The sequence below is a fragment of the Vibrio sp. 10N.261.51.C6 genome, assembly GCF_041471785.1.
GTDB lineage: Bacteria > Pseudomonadota > Gammaproteobacteria > Enterobacterales > Vibrionaceae > Vibrio > Vibrio crassostreae_C.
In genome coordinates, this window is the sequence record NZ_JBFRPB010000051.1 from 34,867 (window position 1) to 50,871 (window position 16,005).

11 protein-coding genes and 1 riboswitch are annotated in these 16,005 nt (G+C 43.7%); of the genes, 1 reads left to right on the forward strand and 10 read right to left on the reverse strand.

The window, feature by feature from the left end; translation table 11 throughout:
- Nucleotides 1–13: 13 nt before the first annotated feature.
- Nucleotides 14–96, reverse strand: a riboswitch (cyclic di-GMP riboswitch).
- Between the two features lie 9 nt (nucleotides 97–105).
- The 5 genes from AB4375_RS13765 to emrD all read right to left on the reverse strand — a co-directional run bounded on the left by AB4375_RS13765 (nucleotide 106) and on the right by emrD (nucleotide 7,901).
- Nucleotides 106–1,446, reverse strand: a complete 1,341-nt coding sequence (locus tag AB4375_RS13765; RefSeq protein ID WP_372051815.1) for an HlyD family type I secretion periplasmic adaptor subunit — start codon at nucleotides 1,444–1,446, stop codon at nucleotides 106–108.
- Complete coding sequence (locus tag AB4375_RS13770; RefSeq protein WP_017062120.1) at nucleotides 1,439–3,124, reverse strand: type I secretion system permease/ATPase; 1,686 nt, start codon at nucleotides 3,122–3,124, stop codon at nucleotides 1,439–1,441. Before AB4375_RS13770 ends, AB4375_RS13765 begins: the two co-directional genes overlap by 8 nt.
- A 156-nt stretch (nucleotides 3,125–3,280) precedes the next feature.
- Nucleotides 3,281–4,087, reverse strand: a complete 807-nt coding sequence (gene xthA / locus AB4375_RS13775; protein WP_017070028.1) for an exodeoxyribonuclease III — start codon at nucleotides 4,085–4,087, stop codon at nucleotides 3,281–3,283.
- 169 nt (nucleotides 4,088–4,256) lie between these two features.
- Nucleotides 4,257–6,347, reverse strand: coding sequence for a S9 family peptidase (locus tag AB4375_RS13780; RefSeq protein ID WP_372051829.1), 2,091 nt, complete (start codon nucleotides 6,345–6,347; stop codon nucleotides 4,257–4,259).
- A 348-nt stretch (nucleotides 6,348–6,695) separates the two neighbouring features.
- A complete protein-coding gene (gene emrD, locus AB4375_RS13785) occupies nucleotides 6,696–7,901 on the reverse strand; it encodes a multidrug efflux MFS transporter EmrD (RefSeq protein WP_017065927.1) in 1,206 nt (401 codons plus the stop codon).
- A 499-nt stretch (nucleotides 7,902–8,400) separates the two neighbouring features.
- On the opposite strand from emrD, the gene AB4375_RS13790 reads away from it, so the two are divergent.
- A complete protein-coding gene (locus AB4375_RS13790; protein WP_017070026.1) occupies nucleotides 8,401–10,518 on the forward strand; it encodes a methyl-accepting chemotaxis protein in 2,118 nt (705 codons plus the stop codon).
- Between the two features lie 112 nt (nucleotides 10,519–10,630).
- Here AB4375_RS13790 and AB4375_RS13795 read toward each other — a convergent pair whose 3' ends face one another.
- The 5 genes from AB4375_RS13795 to dinG all read right to left on the reverse strand — a co-directional run bounded on the left by AB4375_RS13795 (nucleotide 10,631) and on the right by dinG (nucleotide 15,529).
- Nucleotides 10,631–11,764: a cupin domain-containing protein gene (locus tag AB4375_RS13795; RefSeq protein WP_017070025.1), complete on the reverse strand. Its 1,134-nt coding sequence runs from the start codon at nucleotides 11,762–11,764 to the stop codon at nucleotides 10,631–10,633.
- Nucleotides 11,765–11,814: 50 nt separating this feature from the next.
- Nucleotides 11,815–11,985, reverse strand: coding sequence for a pleiotropic regulatory protein RsmS (gene rsmS / locus AB4375_RS13800; protein ID WP_017055021.1), 171 nt, complete (start codon nucleotides 11,983–11,985; stop codon nucleotides 11,815–11,817).
- Nucleotides 11,975–12,523 carry a primosomal replication protein gene (locus AB4375_RS13805; RefSeq protein ID WP_017070024.1) on the reverse strand — a complete coding sequence of 183 codons (549 nt, stop codon included), beginning with the start codon at nucleotides 12,521–12,523 and terminating at the stop codon, nucleotides 11,975–11,977. The genes rsmS and AB4375_RS13805 overlap by 11 nt, the downstream gene beginning before the upstream one ends.
- 22 nt (nucleotides 12,524–12,545) lie before the next feature.
- Entirely contained in the window at nucleotides 12,546–13,325 is a 780-nt protein-coding gene (locus AB4375_RS13810) for a TSUP family transporter (RefSeq protein WP_017062114.1), read from the reverse strand.
- 128 nt (nucleotides 13,326–13,453) lie between these two features.
- Nucleotides 13,454–15,529: an ATP-dependent DNA helicase DinG gene (dinG, locus tag AB4375_RS13815; protein WP_372051816.1), complete on the reverse strand. Its 2,076-nt coding sequence runs from the start codon at nucleotides 15,527–15,529 to the stop codon at nucleotides 13,454–13,456.
- Nucleotides 15,530–16,005: the final 476 nt, after the last annotated feature.

The following is a 16,005-nucleotide window of genomic DNA, read 5'->3' on the forward strand; positions in this document are numbered from 1 at the left end:
TCGGTTTGATATAAGAGGCAGCCCAGCCATCTCGCTTCATCCCTGAGATCTGGAGCTTTCCGTCCTCACCTCACGATGAGTTTGGCTTTTTCTTCTCGCGCTTGGTTAAATTTCTCTCATTGCCTTATAGGCGCTCACAGAGAGTGGATTGAGTAGATACTCGAGCGGTGTTTGTTGCTCAAGTAAAATCATCACTTCTGCGGGCATGCCCGGATACAATGAGATGTTTTCTAATGCTTCTAGCTCAGACTTATCTAACGATACTCTCGCTAAGTAAGCAGAAGATCCTGTGGCTTGATCGCTAATGCGGTCAGCCGAAATATGGACTAACTTTCCACGAATCGGTGGTGTTTTACGGAAACTGTATGCGGTCAGTCTTACTTGGGTATCCAACCCAATTCGTAAGGCTTCAATGTCTTCTGGCTTGACTAACGCTTCTACAATCAACTCGTCATTTTGCGGAACCAATTCCATTAAGGTTTCACCGGGTGGAACAATGGCATTTTCGGAGACCACATTAAGTCCAACCACCACACCACTTTGAGGTGCTCTTATTTCAACCCGGGTAAGAATATCTTGAGCATTGACCATAGCTTCTCTGGTTTCATTCAGCTTTCGTTCTAAATCTTGTATCTCTTCGCCGAGCGTTTTGGCGTAAGTATAATCCGCGTTGATCAGCTCTAATTTCGCTTCGGCGATGGTGCGCTTGGCGTGTCCGATTCTAGCTTTGAGGTCAGCAACGTTACCTTGTAATTGAGAGCGTTCTCGCTGTAAATCCAATAAGCGAGATTTGGATGTGTTACCGGAAACAAGCAAATCTTGGTGCATTTGTACCTGTTCTTCTAAATACTTCAGGCTTCGATTTCCGGCTAAGAATCGTTGTTGGAAGCCTTGCAGATCAAGTTTTGATTGCTCGACTTTTTGCTGTAACACATCGGATTCACCGGATTTTAACGATTGTCTTTTGCTGAAAAGTTTACTCTGCGTATCAAGTAAGCTTGATACGTTTGGGTCACTCATAAGGGAGAGTAATCTCATATCAAATTGAATTTCTTGATGACTCGCTAACTCTGATTGTAAGCGGTTCAGCCGCGCTAAATCACTTTGCCACTGAGCTCTTAGCCTTAGAAGCGATGCTTGAGCTTGTGTGTGACTTAACGTGATGAGCAGTTCGTCTTTTTGAACATGGTCGCCGTCAGAAACATGGACGATTTCTACAATCCCGCCTTCTAAGTGCTGAATGGGTTTTCGCTTTGATTCTACGATAATCACGCCTGGCGCAATGGCAGCAGAAGAAAGCGGGGCTAGGTATGCCCAAGCAGCAAAGCCACCAAGAGTAGTCACAAGAACTAACCAGATGAACACCTGTATTTTGATTGTAGAAAAGATCAGTTTTCTACCATCGTCGAAGTGAATACCTTTATCGTCATGATGAATACTAGCCATTCGACACCTCCGACGAAGCGACATTGAAGAGCGACCGGACCACTTTACTCGCTTCGCCTGCTTGCGTTATCTGGCCGTTTTTCAATTCAACAACCCAATCGACATGTCTGAGTAAGCTTGGGTTATGCGTTACCATCACGACAGAAATGGATTTCTCTTTCGCCAATTGTAATAGCGAAACAAGAAACTCTTCGCCTTCTTTGTCGAGATGGGAATCAGGCTCATCAAGCACGAGTAGCTTAGGTGAGAAAACCAATGCTCTTGCGATGGCAAGTTTCTGGGCTTGTCCACCAGATAACTGATGACCAAAAGAACCGATAATCGTTTCATATCCATTCGGTAAGGCGACAACAGCATCATGCACACCGGCTTGAATAGCGGATCTGACGATTTGGCTATCCGTAACGTTGGAATCAAATCGGGCGATATTTTGTTTTACAGTGCCATGTAAAAAGTCGATGTGCTGAGGAACATAACCGACGGTGTGTTTGAACTGATTCAGATTCCACAACTCAACATTGAGTCCATCGATAGAAATGCCACCTTTTGAGGGCGATATGCCGTTAGTGATCATTTTGCAGATGGAAGACTTACCTGACCCGCTAGGGCCTATCAATGCGACTCGATTTCCTGATTCCAGTCTTAGCTTCAAACCATTAAGAGTCGGCTTGTTAAGTTTTTCAGACGCGAACCATGTGACGTTGTCGATGACCAGATCACCTTTAATTGTTTCCAACTCGGTTCGCTCGGTATGTTTAGTATGAGAAGCAAATTCCTTAGCTAAGCGTTTGTTTGCATCCAAACCAGTTTTCCATGCTTGAATACCACTAGAGAGCATCTCAATTGGCTGGAGTGCTCTCGCCATTAGGATTGAACCCGCAATCATTCCACCAGCAGACATGGCATTTTGAATGACTAGACTTGCTCCGACAGCCATGATGATGAGTTGAAGGACCATACGTATGTAACGAGAAAATGCACTCAGTGAACAGGTGGCTTGATCTAAATGGCTTCGAGACCAGCTCTTCTCCGCCAATATTTCTTGGTAGGTCTGACTTAAACCTTGTTGTTGATGTTGGCTAAAGATCGTGGCGTGTTTTTGAAAGCACTCGTCGTTTTTTCTTTGTGTTGCGAGCTGGCTTAAGTAAGTGGTTTTAAAGTGCTTAGATTTAACCCAATGAGAAAGCAATGTTGTCATGAGAATAAAAACAACGGCACCCACACCGACTAATCCTATATATGGATGAATCGCAAACATAATAATAAGAAAAAGGGGAGTGAATGGCAGATCAAACATGACAAAGTAGGCTGGAGAAGAGAGTAGGCTCTTTACCTCACTTATATCGTTGAACAGATGTTTTTCTTTTGATTTCGATGAGAAGGAGGTTTGTTCAAATAGCTGCTGAGACGCGATAAATTCAAATTTGATCGCTTTCTTTTGTGCATACTTGGCTCTAGACGCGTCAAGGAACGCTTGGGCTGTAAGTAGGAACACAGCAATGAAAGCCAAGAATAGAAGCGTATCTAAACTTTGACTTGAGAGGACTCGATCAAACACTTGAAGGCTGAATAAGGGAACGACTAACATCAATACGCTGATCGCTCCGCTGACCACCATCATCGGAAGTAAACTACGCAGATTAATTGGATTTATACCGGCCCAAGGCTTTGCGTCCATACAAAACTCTCTCCATTGGTTGTCCAAATAGTATAGATGGGCAGTGGCGAGAATGTGAACTATCTCAAGCTTTTTGAGTGGATTTGAGCTAAGTAAAAAAAATGCACAAGCTAAACAAAAGCTTGTGCATTTTTGATTTGAAATTTAATTTGGATTTTATTTAAACGTCGACCAAATCGGAGCGTGATCTGACGGTTTTTCAATGCCGCGTAGCTCGTAATCGATGCCAGCTTCAGTACACTTATCGGCAAGCTTTTGAGTCGCTAGGACTACATCAATACGCAGGCCGCGGTTGTCTACGAAGCCTTTTGAGCGGTAATCAAACCACGAGTATTGATCATTCACTTCAGGGTGCAGCAAGCGGAAGCTGTCTACAAAGCCCCAGTCCATCAATGTTTTCAACCATTCGCGCTCTTCTGGTTGGAAAGAACATTTACCAGTTTTTAACCAACGTTTCGCATTAGGTTCACCAATGCCGATGTCTGCGTCGATAGGGCTGATATTAATGTCGCCCATCACAATCACTTGCTCATCTTTGTTGTGATAATCGTTTAAGTAAGTCATTAAGTCTTTATAGAACTGGCGTTTGTACGGGTATTTTGTTTCATGCTTGATGTTATCCCCTTGAGGGAAGTAGCCATTTAGCACGGTAACCTTTTCACCATCTTCATCTTCAAACGTCGCCATGATCATGCGTTTTTGATGGTCTTCATTATCTGTTGGGAAACCCTTCTGCACAGAAATAGGCTCTTGCTTACACAACATTGCCACACCGTAGTGGGCTTTTTGACCGTGGAAGTAAACCTTATAGCCCATTGCTTCAACATCAGCAATTGGGAAGGCTTCATCGTGCACTTTTATCTCTTGCAGACCAATCACGTCGGGTTGGTGTTTGTCGATAATAGCTTGCAGTTGGTGAAGGCGGGCTCTAAGACCGTTGATGTTGAAGCTAATTACTTTCATTTGTTTTTATACCTCTCGTAAACCTTTGTCACTGCTTGTTTTTAAAGGTTTTTGATTTGGTGGATTTCATGGTTCATCGTATTTAACCATGCTTAATAATTTCTGTCGCCACTTTGTAGAGACAAAATAGCGACATTAAATGATGTGAATACTTACAGTTACGTAGAATCTATTGAGTCTTAAGTAAATCCAAAAAGAACGCGTATTCAAGTGCGTCTTCTTTTAATCGTTTAAATCGGCCAGAAGCGCCACCGTGACCGGCTTCCATATCGGTTTTGAACAGCAACACGTTGTTGTCTGTTTTCATCTCCCGTAACTTTACGACCCATTTCATTGGCTCAAAGTATTGCACCTGTGAGTCATGCAGGCCTGTCGTTACCAACATGTTCGGGTAGTTTTGTACCTTAATGTTGTCGTACGGTGAGTACCCCAGCATGTAATCGTAGTAGGCTTTATCGTTCGGGTTACCCCATTCGTCATACTCATTGGTGGTTAGAGGGATCGATTCATCGAGCATGGTTGTCACAATGTCTACAAACGGAACATGTGCACCAATACCACGGTACAGTTCTGGTGCTTGGTTGATGATTGCTCCCATCAATAGACCGCCAGCAGACCCCCCAACGGCGAACACTTTATCTTTCGCGCCGTAGCCTTCTTCAACAAGCTCTTTGGTTACATCAATAAAGTCGTTGAACGTGTTTTGTTTGGTCAGTTTTTTGCCATCTTCATACCAAGGGCGACCAAGCATTTCTGAACCGCGGACATGTGCGATGGCATAAACAAAACCTCTATCCAGTAGGCTTAGGCGAGTTGAGCTGAAGGTAGGTTCAATCGTAGAGCCGTAAGACCCATAGCCGTATTGGTAGATTGGGTTAGTGCCGTCTTTCTTAAATAAGTCTTTACGATAAACCAAAGAGACAGGAACTTGCTTACCATCGCGAGCCGTAATCATGATTCGCTCTGATTGGTAGTTATCCGCTTCGAAATCACCTAATACGGGTGTTTGCTTCATGAGTTCGGATTCACCTGTACTTAGGTCGAAATCATAGTAAGTACCTGGCGTGGTTAAGCTGCTGTAATAGATACGAACTTTTGCGTTATCTAATTCATAGTTACTCGTTAGGTAAGCGGCAAATGCGGTGTCGTTAAATTCAAGTGGAAACTCGTGGCCTGTTGAGAGTTGGCGAACTTTCACTATAGACAAGCCATCCGCGCGTTGCTCGTAGACAAGATGGTCATCAAACAACTCGAAATCTACAAGCTGAGTATTATCGTCCGCTGGGATGACATCGACCCATTTTGAGCGATCATGCATCTCTTCGGTTGTGACTTTCATTAAACGGAAGTTGACCGCTTGGTAGTTGGTGTAGATGTAATACAAATCACCTAGCTTAGCGATGCTGTACTCTATGCCGCTCTCTTTTGGGTAGAAAGCCTCAGCTGTAGCCTTTGGGTTGTTGGCATCGATGACTGAGACACCGCTGGTTTCTGTGCTCGAATGCCAAATGTAGACCTGTTCTCCATCTTTGCTTTTACTCAAAGAGGTGTAGTAAGCACTATCGGTCTCTTCGTAGATTAACTGATCGCTTGCTTGAGCGCTGCCTAAAACGTGGCGGTAAACTTGATAACCTAGCAATGTTTGTGGATCTTTTTTGATGTAGTAGAAGGCTTGGTTGTCGTTTTGCCACGCGATTGCACTTGAAGCGCCTTCAATTTCATCTTTTAGGTATTCACCTGTTGTGAGGTCTTTGATCTTGATGGTGTATATTCGTCGGCTCAGCGTATCTTCGCCATAGGCCAACAAGTTTTCGTCTGGGCTGATCGTTAAGCCACCAATACTGAAGAATTCATGCTCTTTTGCTAGCTCGTTAACATCTAAGATGACTTGCTTGTCTGTGCCTAAAAAGTTTTTTTCACGCAGGTGAACTGGGTATTCGTTGTCGCCTGTGACCTTATTCGAGTAGTAGTAACTGCCTTTGCGAACCGGTACCGAATTGTCGTCTTTTGCGATTCGGCCTTTGATCTCTTGAAATAATTGTTTTTGTGCTGCTTGTGTATGTTTTAACACTGTATCTGCGTACTGATTCTCTTGCTCAAGCTGTTGCAAAATCTCTGGATCTTGGCGTGCATCATCGCGCATCCAATAGTAATCATCGATTCGGGTTTCACCATGAATCGTCATTGCGTGAGGGACTTTCTTAGCAACGGGTGCTTGGGTTTGCTGAGCGACGAGCTGTGATTGAGAGTAGTGGTTCATGGTTGATATTCCTTGATTGCTGCATCCGGCGACAAGCGCTATTGATACGACTAATGTGGTTAAAGCGATACGCATCTGTATATCCTCAGTGTGTACCTTACTCGTTTTAATGCCAGCATCCTTTGTTGTGAGAGTTCAGGTACGTTGGTGTTCTTCCAGTGATATTATTTATAATTGGATTCTGGATATGCACCTTCATCGTAAGTGTCTGTTATTGTTTTTAAAAAATCAAAGCAATGTTAAATGAAATTACTGATACGTGAGAGTGGAAGGAATAAATGTGCAACAAAAAGGGACACACTTTTCAGTATGTCCCTTTCCTTTGTTTAGCAAGATTCGAGTTTTACGTTAAATAGCCAATGGCATTTCGTTTGAGTGGTCAGGTTTACGATTAACCCAACGTAAACCAAGCATAGCGATGAATGACATAGCAATCATCAGGCAGCCGAGTGGCAGTTGGTCTTGAGCTGGGAAGAACGATGCCAATAGTGTTGCGATGCCAGCACCTAGGTTTTGCATACCACCTAAAATCGCACCTCCAGTACCAGCGTGGTACGGGAATGGCGAAAGTGCCCCTGTTGTTGCTGCTGGGAATAATATGCCAGCGCCCAAGAAGTAAATTGTGGCACCGCCAATCAAAGTTAATGCTGTTGTTTGACCAAACAGACCCGGTATCAATACCACTGTTGAGCCTACCAATATCGCAACCAGACCAACATTCAATGCACGGCGCTCAGAGCGACGTTGTGCGATGTAACTAGATAAGCCTGCACCGACTAAGTAACCTGGAATAGGCAAGACAAACAGCAAGCTTACTGTGGTTGCCGGTAAGCCAAGTACGCCACCAAGCAACACACCTGCCGCTGCTTCAAATACGGCTACACCAGCAAAGGTTGCGACTAATACCAATAAGAAACCTTGGAAACGTTTATCAGACAGAACGAACTTGTAGCTGTTGGCAACCGATTCATGCTTGCGTCGTTCTTTCGGCAGTGTTTCCATCATGCTCGTCATCATAGTGATCACAACAGCAATACCAAACAGCGCAAGGAATAAGTAGCTAGAACGCCAGCCGAAAACTTCTGTTAGGTAACCACCCAGTACAGGAGCCATCAATGGTGAGAAAATCACACACATGCTAATCAAGCTGTTTGCACGGTGCAGCTCTGCGCCTTCAAAACAGTCGCGAGTCAATGTACGAGACATCGCACCACCACAACCGATGCCCAAACCTTGGATAAAGCTGCCCGCTAAGAACCATTCATATTCGTGAGCGAACAATGCCACCAAAGTACCGATGATGTAGATGATCAAACCAATCACGATGATCGGTTTACGACCTAGGCGATCTGAAAGTGGGCCGTAAACAAATTGCGACAGACCATAAGGGATCAAGTAACACGCCATCACTGCCTGCAGTGAAGATGCCGAAACTAAGAACTCACCTGCCATATGACCGATAGAAGGCACGTACATCGTTTGAGTCATTTGACCTACGGCAGTCAGAATAGCGATTAAAAAGGTAAGTTTCGCTAATGGAAACGAGGCGGACATTTGCGTATCTCTCCAAAAATTAAGACGTAAAAAGCCTTAGCGCTCCATTAAAGGAGAGCCAAATGAATAAAGTGTTCAGGGAATCTAGGCGCGAGATATTAGATCTTGATTGCGGGCTTAGCAATCAAAAAGTGTGAAGTTGAGCAAGATAAAAATCTATAACTTGGATTATAAAAACTAATCCGAAGTTACTGCATTTTAAAGAGGGAGAGGGTGGAGTGGGCTTCCTTTAAATATCGATGTTCTGGCTATGTCCAAAGCGCTAAAACCTAAGCAACACAGCTAATGATTATATGAGTATATCATTTGAAATCACAGAAAAAAGGAAGAAAACACGCTCTATTAACATTTGTATAAACTTTCGTTTTATATGTAAGCAATTTGTGCTGTAATTATCCGCTAAGCTATTCGTCTAACTCATTTACATTGTGTACAGCAATTCGTTGTCGATGTGATAGTTATGGTTATGGAAGTCTTTTGGCTTAAATAAGGATATTAAATGCGCTCTCTATCGGTACAGTGGAAAATAACCCTCTTAGCAGGTTGTTGTTTAATCATTACGTCACTGTCTCTTATTGGTTTCTCGATCTACAACGCAACGAGCAATCAACAAGTCATCAAATCTCAAAGTTCAGAATCAGTTATCAATAAAACTCAGCAGTTGCTGGCGTCTGTTTCTCAGCTAAACGCTCAAGAAACTCAACGTTATGTAGACGAAGCTATTTACCGCGCAGAGATGCTTGCGGCCAGTGCTCAGTTTCTAAAAAACAATGCAGACGAAAACTTTACACCAAGTGAAGAGCTTCGTACCGCCTTGGATGAAATGGTTCGTCGCTCGGTTTTAAACTTCGACTCTATTCAAGGAGCGTATCTAGTTTTCAAGCCTGACTTGCTCGATAGTGAAGATGCGAATTATGTCGATGCTGATTATGTTGGTTCTAACGAAAAAGGTCGTTTTGCTCCTTACTGGAAGGTGGCAGATAACGGTGAAAATGTTCTAGCGAACGTTCTTTCAGAATCTATCTTGAATGATGACAGCAATAGCGAACGTTTTTACTGTCCTTTGTCTTCAGGGCAAACGTGTATTAGTACGCCGAGAGTCGTGAACAGCGGTGGTGTAGCACTACTTACGTCCTCTATTTCAGTCCCTATTTTGGTTGACGACGTTGCTATTGGTTTTCTTGGTATTGATCTAAGACTTGATGGTTTAACCAGTGTGATTACTCAATCTGACCAGAGCTTGTTTAACGGTGCGGGTAAAGCTTACGTGGTTAGTCTAGATGGTTCGGTCATCGCTTCTGATGATTCAAGCATTGCAGTCGGTTCAACTTTCCAAAGTGGCAATACAAATAGTGATTTAATGACCGACTTTATCTTTGGTGGTGAAGTGACAACGCAATGGAGCGAGAACGGTGAGTGGTTACTTGCCTTTGCACCTGTTGTTGCAGCTAACCAAACTTGGGGGGTGTTGTTTGAGATCCCAAGAGACAGTGTCGTCGCTGACGCAAATAAATTGGATTCCATCATTAGCACTAAGCTAAGTGAAGGCATCAAAACAGAAGTGATCGCCGGTACAGTGTTTATTATCTTTGGCTTAGCCATTATCGCGTTTGCCTCGTTGTCTATTGTGAAGCCGATTCGTCAGGTTGTGGAAAGGTTGAATGACATCGCTTCAGGTGAAGGTGATTTGACGCAGCGCTTGGAAGTGAAGTCTCAAGATGAAATCGGTCAGTTGTCAAAAGGATTTAACCTGTTCCTAGATAAGCTGCAACACACAATCAAAGAAGTCATTCACACCACAGAACAAGTGGCAAATACTACCAGCCAAGCGAAAGCATCAGCATCAAGTACTCGTGAAAGCAGCGAGTCTCAATTTAAAGAAGTGGATCTAGTCGCGACAGCGGCCGAAGAGATGACTCAAACTGCGGGCTTAGTGGTACAAAATGCAGAAGTGGCCGTTGATGCAGCGTGCGAAGCGAATCGTTCTGCTCAACAAGGGCAACAAGTCATCGAACTTTCAGCAGGTGAAATGAGAAAGCTGGTGGAGCGTATGTCGAGTGCTGTTCCTATTGTTGAAGAATTGGCAAAAAATAACGGAAACATCACCGAGATCTTAAGTGTGATTGAAGGGATCTCTGAGCAAACTAACTTACTGGCATTGAACGCGGCGATTGAAGCGGCTCGTGCTGGCGAACAAGGTCGAGGTTTTGCTGTTGTTGCGGATGAGGTAAGAAACCTCGCAAGTCGCACCCAGTCATCGGTTGGTGAGATCAGAGCGGTGATCGACAAGGTTCATGCTGGAACTCAAGATGTCGTTGAAGCAATACAAGAAGGCAATATCCTAGCTAACGATACAGCACTACACGTTCAGAAAGCAGTTGAAGATCTGGGGTCGATCTTTACTTCTATTGAGGCGATCAGTGATATGAACAGTCAGATCGTTCGAGCAGCCGAAGAGCAACAATCGGTTTCCGGTGAAGTAAATCAAAGCGTGGTTAATATTCGCGATTTGAGTGCGAAGATCTTGGAGCAAGCCGCGGCTTCTGAGCAAGTCGGCAATGAAATTGACCAACTGTCTCAACAACAACAGAAGTTGGTCAATCAGTTCAAGGTATAAGCATTAAGCCTTAACCAGTTCTTGAATAGAAAAAGGGACAAATGAAGATTTCATTTGTCCCTTTTTTAATTGTTTATTTAGAGGCTATGCAATAACCAGCGGTTGACGCTGCTTACTCTTCGATAAACCAGTAGCCTTTGTTGACCAATTCAGTCACGACAGTTATGCCCGAAGGAGATAGGGCAGTAGCCGAGGTAATCATGGTCTCATCGCAAAGTATGTTGAGTAACGAAGAATCCGCTTCATCAACCTTAACCACTTCGCCATTGATGTAAGCAGTGTTGCTTTCATTTTCGTGGTAGAGCGCCTTTAAGCCTGATACTCGGTGAATCTCACCTTCAGACTCTAAGTGTTGAGCGATCTCTTCTTGAGTCCATAGTGGCTCTGGAGCAACGATATCAAGCTGGTGGCGTGATTGGCTTAGCAGACAACCCATGAATTCACTGATGGTTTCAGGTTGCTCTAGTGCAGATTTCAACATGTCTGTGAGATTGCTTAAATCCGATGAACGAATTTTTCCGTAGCCTTCTTGCATTTTGAATTCTGGATCGTGCAGGTGTACGTCACCCATATCATGAGCAAGCACAAAATCGGCAAAGTTGCTGATCAGTTCTTGTTCTTTAGGCGAGCGGTAGCCAATAGAGTAGCTCATTGACGGCTCTAACGTGCTCCCTTCATGTGGGAAACCTGGTGGGATATAAAGGATATCGCCCGGCTCTAAAGTTTCATCAATGATTGGGTCAAAACCTTCAATTTGACGAAGTGCAGACGCTTGAACAGTCTCTTTGTATTGGCCAACATCTTTAGCGCCAACCTTCCATTGACGTTTGCCTTGACCTTGAATGATGAAGACATCGTATTGATCAATATGTGGGCCTACGCCGCCTTCAGGTGCTGAGTAGCAGATCATGAGATCGTCGAATAACCAGTTTGGTAACGCTTGGAACGCCTCAGTCAGCTGATTTGCGCCTTGGTGCCAGTGGTTCGCTGCTTGAACGATCAGTTGCCAATGAGTTTCGGTTAATTCGCCAAACTTTTCTTCAGAGAATGGGCCGTGTTCTGCAGTCCACTGATTGTCGAGGTTAGAGACAAAGCGAGAATCCACTTCTTCTTCCATCGATAAACCAGCAAGTTCTTCCGGCGAAATTGGGTCGACGAAGTTTTGGAAGCCACCCTTTAAGATGGTTGGTTTTTTATGCCAGTAGTTTTCAAGAAACTCGGGCATAGAAAAGCTGAGTTGGTACATGTGAATCCTGTATATTTTTATGCTAGATGCTAGATGCTAGATGCTAGATGCTAGATGCTAGATGCTAGTTTGGCTTGTAAATCTTGCTGGACAATTTTGATTGCTTCTAACGCGACTTTTGGATCGATTTCGTTGCTTTCGAGCAGATAGATCAGGTCGACAGCTAACTTAACTTCTTCTGGTGCGTTATCCAGTGGTGATGGTGTGTTATCAGTGTTCATTTCGCTTAGGGTTCTCTAAGTTAATCAGTCTCTCAATATTTTTCATTGAGTCTTCACAGCGTTCTAATCGCTCTTTTGCTAACTGCCAAGCCTCTTCCGCTTTTTTCTTACTGTGGCGAGGCGCAGAATCAAACGCTAACTTTCGTACTCGTACTAAATCGACCAATCGCTTTTGCCAGTCTTGGTGCTGGGCGAGTTCGTTGTATAGGTCGTTCAGGGTTTTCCCTGACTTGCTTTTTCGGTCCAAGCGTAAATCGTGGTTGGCTAACTCTCTTTGGATTGCTGCAATCTGATTGGTCAGCTTTTCTGTCAGGTAGTTGGCTCTGGACGCGGTCAGTTGATTTGAGGTTTGTTCACGTACAATGGTGCGGTACGTTGCCTGAGTTTCAAGTGCATAGGGAAGCAAAACAGAGGCGCCGCATTTAAATAAGGCTCGGTCAAACAAGGCTTGATGATAAGCCCCTCGAGATTTGTCAACCTGCGAGCAATGGCCAATCAAGGTATCAATAACACTTTTTAGCTTTGAAAATTGATTCATTTCACTTCCCGTTGGCTACTGCCTATAAGTTCACAAACCAAGCTTCGTATGCCAGTTTAATTGCAAGTACGCTTACAACTGTAACAAACACAGGTCTTATAAATGTAGCACCGAACCGAATAGCAGAGTGAGCGCCAACAAATGCACCGGCCATCAAACAAAGGCCCATGGTTAAACCTAGAACCCAATCAATATGACCAAGAATCGCGAAGGTCACCAAAGAGGTAAAGTTACTGGTAAAGTTCATGGCTTTGGATAGACCAGAGGCAAGTAAGATGTTTAAGCGATAAAGCGCCATAGAGCTTACCGTCCAAAACGCGCCAGTTCCTGGGCCAGCAACCCCATCATAAAAGCCAAGAATGAATCCTTGGTACTTTTGTTTTCTCTTAAGCACAGGGCATGGCTTAGGAGACACATTATGGCTCACATCTGGAGTCTTATGAAAAATGGTATAGACCGCTGCGGCAAGAATGACTAACGGCAATACCTTCTCTAACCACTCGGTGCTAATGGCATCAACAGTGAGTGTGCCGATTGTCGCACCTATTAAAGTAGATATGAATGCATTGACCCAACACTCAGGCTTGAACAGCTTTTTACGGTAGTAAGTGAATGCAGCTGTAGATGAAGCGAAAGTCGCTGCAAGCTTGTTAGTACCCAATGCGATGTGTGGCGGTAAACCAAGCGATAGCAAAGCTGGAACGGTTAACATCCCTCCGCCACCTGCGACAGCATCAATAAAGCCTGCTGCAAATGCAACCAGAGCAAGTATGACCAACATGGTTGGCTCAATCATTTCCATAAATAGCTAGTGTTCTCGTTATCGGCTGATAGGGCAGCCACATGAAAAATCTATGGATTAGTCATGTTGGGTTGTGAATGCAAGGGCCTAGCGATGAAGGCCCATAACTACCTCAAGGGCAGGGGATATTAGTATTTTATTGTTCTTTTAAAAGGCGGTAGTGAATCGAGTAGGGACTTTCCGTATCGCTTCGTTACTATGCGTCTATCAAGGATCGTGACTTTACCAGAATCTCTTTCCTTACGCAGTAGTCTACCCACAGATTGAATAAGCTTTTTACTCGCATCTGGAACAGTAATCTGCATAAAAGGGTTGCCACCGCGTGATTCAATATATTCTGAATGTGCTTGCTCTACAGGAGAGGTAGGAACACCAAAAGGAATCTTGGTAATCACGAGGTTTTCAAGAAGCTCACCCGGTAGATCAAGACCTTCAGAAAAGCTGCCAGTTCCAAAAAGAACGCTGGTTTTACCTTGGTCTATTAGCTTTTTATGTTTTTTTAGAATTTCAGTTCGTGAAGTATCGCCTTGAACCTGCAATGCCCACGACTTTTTAACGAAATCTGTTGTTAAAGCCTCTGCAACTTTGTTCATTTGCCAGTAAGAAGAGAATAGAACGAGATTGGCTTTTTTGTCTTCTATTACCTTAGGCAAAATTTCAATAAGATATTCGGTAAACTGAGGTGCTTGTGGTTCGTACTTCATTGCCGGAACGATCAGCTCAGCTTGATTCTGGTAATCAAACGGTGATGCCAAAGCCAAAAACTGTACGCCATCTTCTGCTTTTTGGCTGATACCTGCTTGATGACAGAAAAAGCTAAAAGAGTTGAGCGCTCTCATGGTCGCAGATACTAATACGGCACCCACACAGCGGCTCCAGATTTGTTGATCCAGTTGCCAACCTACCTCTAGTGGCGAAACATTCACAACGAAATCGCCTTCGCTTTCTTTATTCAGTTCGAGCCAACGAGCCAAAGGAGCACCTTTTTCTCTCTTCGGTTCAGCCATTAAGCGCCAAACTTGAGCAAGGTTTTCTGTTCTTTGTATATAGAAGCCAATTTCTGCCAACGCAGGCTCTGCAAGTTTTGCTGAAAGCTCCCCATCTTTAACTCGTTCTGCTATCAGGTCTGCAATCTTCGCAACAGCTTGGCTCGCCTTTTGTGTGAGTTGCTTAAGGTCTTTAGATTCATTCTCTAGCCACTCAGGTAAGTCGCCATGTTCGAAGCGATACAAGCCGTCTTCAAAGTGGCTTGCGTCAAACTGTTTGCTCATTTGAGTCAGAGTAGGGATCAGTTGTTGTACGGAGTCCTGCAATTCATTTCTAAATCGGTGGACACGCTTTTCGTCCGCTAAACCAGAAAGCTTAGTGATCGATTGATTTAAACGCTCTAACCAAGAAGCCGCACCTTTTAAACTGGCAGCTGCAGAGGAGTGATCTCGAGCGACATGAGGTAAATGGTGTGCCTCGTCGAATATATAGATGCTGTTTTCTGGCTCTGGAAGAATAACTCCGCCACCTAGGTCAGCGTCGGCCATCACCAAACTGTGATTAGCGATAATCACATCTGCTTTATCTAGCTCTGAACGCGCTTTCTGGAAAGGGCAATCTCTGTGAGTTGGCATACTGTTATTGCAGCTGTGCTTATCACTAACAATCATCTGCCAAATCATGTTGTCGATGGGTTTTGGCCACGAATCACGGTCACCATCCCATTTACCTTGGGTTAGGCTACGATACATGGTTTGAAGTTGGTCGATATCCTTCTTCTTTGGCTTAGATTCGAACATGGCCATTTGTCCGCCATCAACCCCGCAGGCAGCGGCTAGCTTTTCGGAACAACAATAACGCTGTCTGCCCTTCGCTAATATGAAAGAAAACTCTCGATCAGTCAGTCTTCTATATAGAGGGAGATCTTTATTGACGAGCTGTTCTTGTAGCGCAACCGTCGCCGTTGATATGACTATTTTTCGGTTATTGAGCACAGCGACAGGAATAGTTGCCATTAAATAAGCCAGTGATTTCCCGATCCCGGTTCCCGCTTCTGCAACAATCATGCGATTACTTTTGTGGTATTGACCACAAAGTGTCTTCGCTATTTCTGCAACAAGGTAATTTTGAGCACGTCGAGGTACAAAGTTGTCCAACTGATCTTGGAGGTTTTGATAACTGGTGCGAATAGATTTTTGAATTTTAGTAGTTAGCATACTGTGACCTACGTAACGGAGCGAGGATAGTAGCACATATCACTAGTCGGTACATTTACGGTGAAATAGCTTGCTTTTGAATCAAAGGTAGATCTTGTTCACAAAAAAAAACTGAACCATCAGGAACTTAACTATTTTATTTATGTTGCGAAATATAAATATTAAAAAAGACTTGCTTGTAGGTGTTAAATCCTGAGGCGTGGCGTTTTTACAAGTTGTTTGTGGTGTTAAATGCTGTTTTGTTCTTTTTTTGGATTATTATATTTTCTGATAAAACTAAGGATAAGCTGCTCGTAAAACTATGAAAAAAAATGTAAGTAGTTGATTTTGATTGCTTTGTGTTTTTTTTAGGTTTGTTTTTAGTTTATTTGACACGCAGGATAATCTTTTGCAATCTAGACCTCGAAATTTAGTGACGGTGATTAACCAACAAAGAGTGGTAATGACCAGTCATAAAAATAAAAGGGAACCGGGCA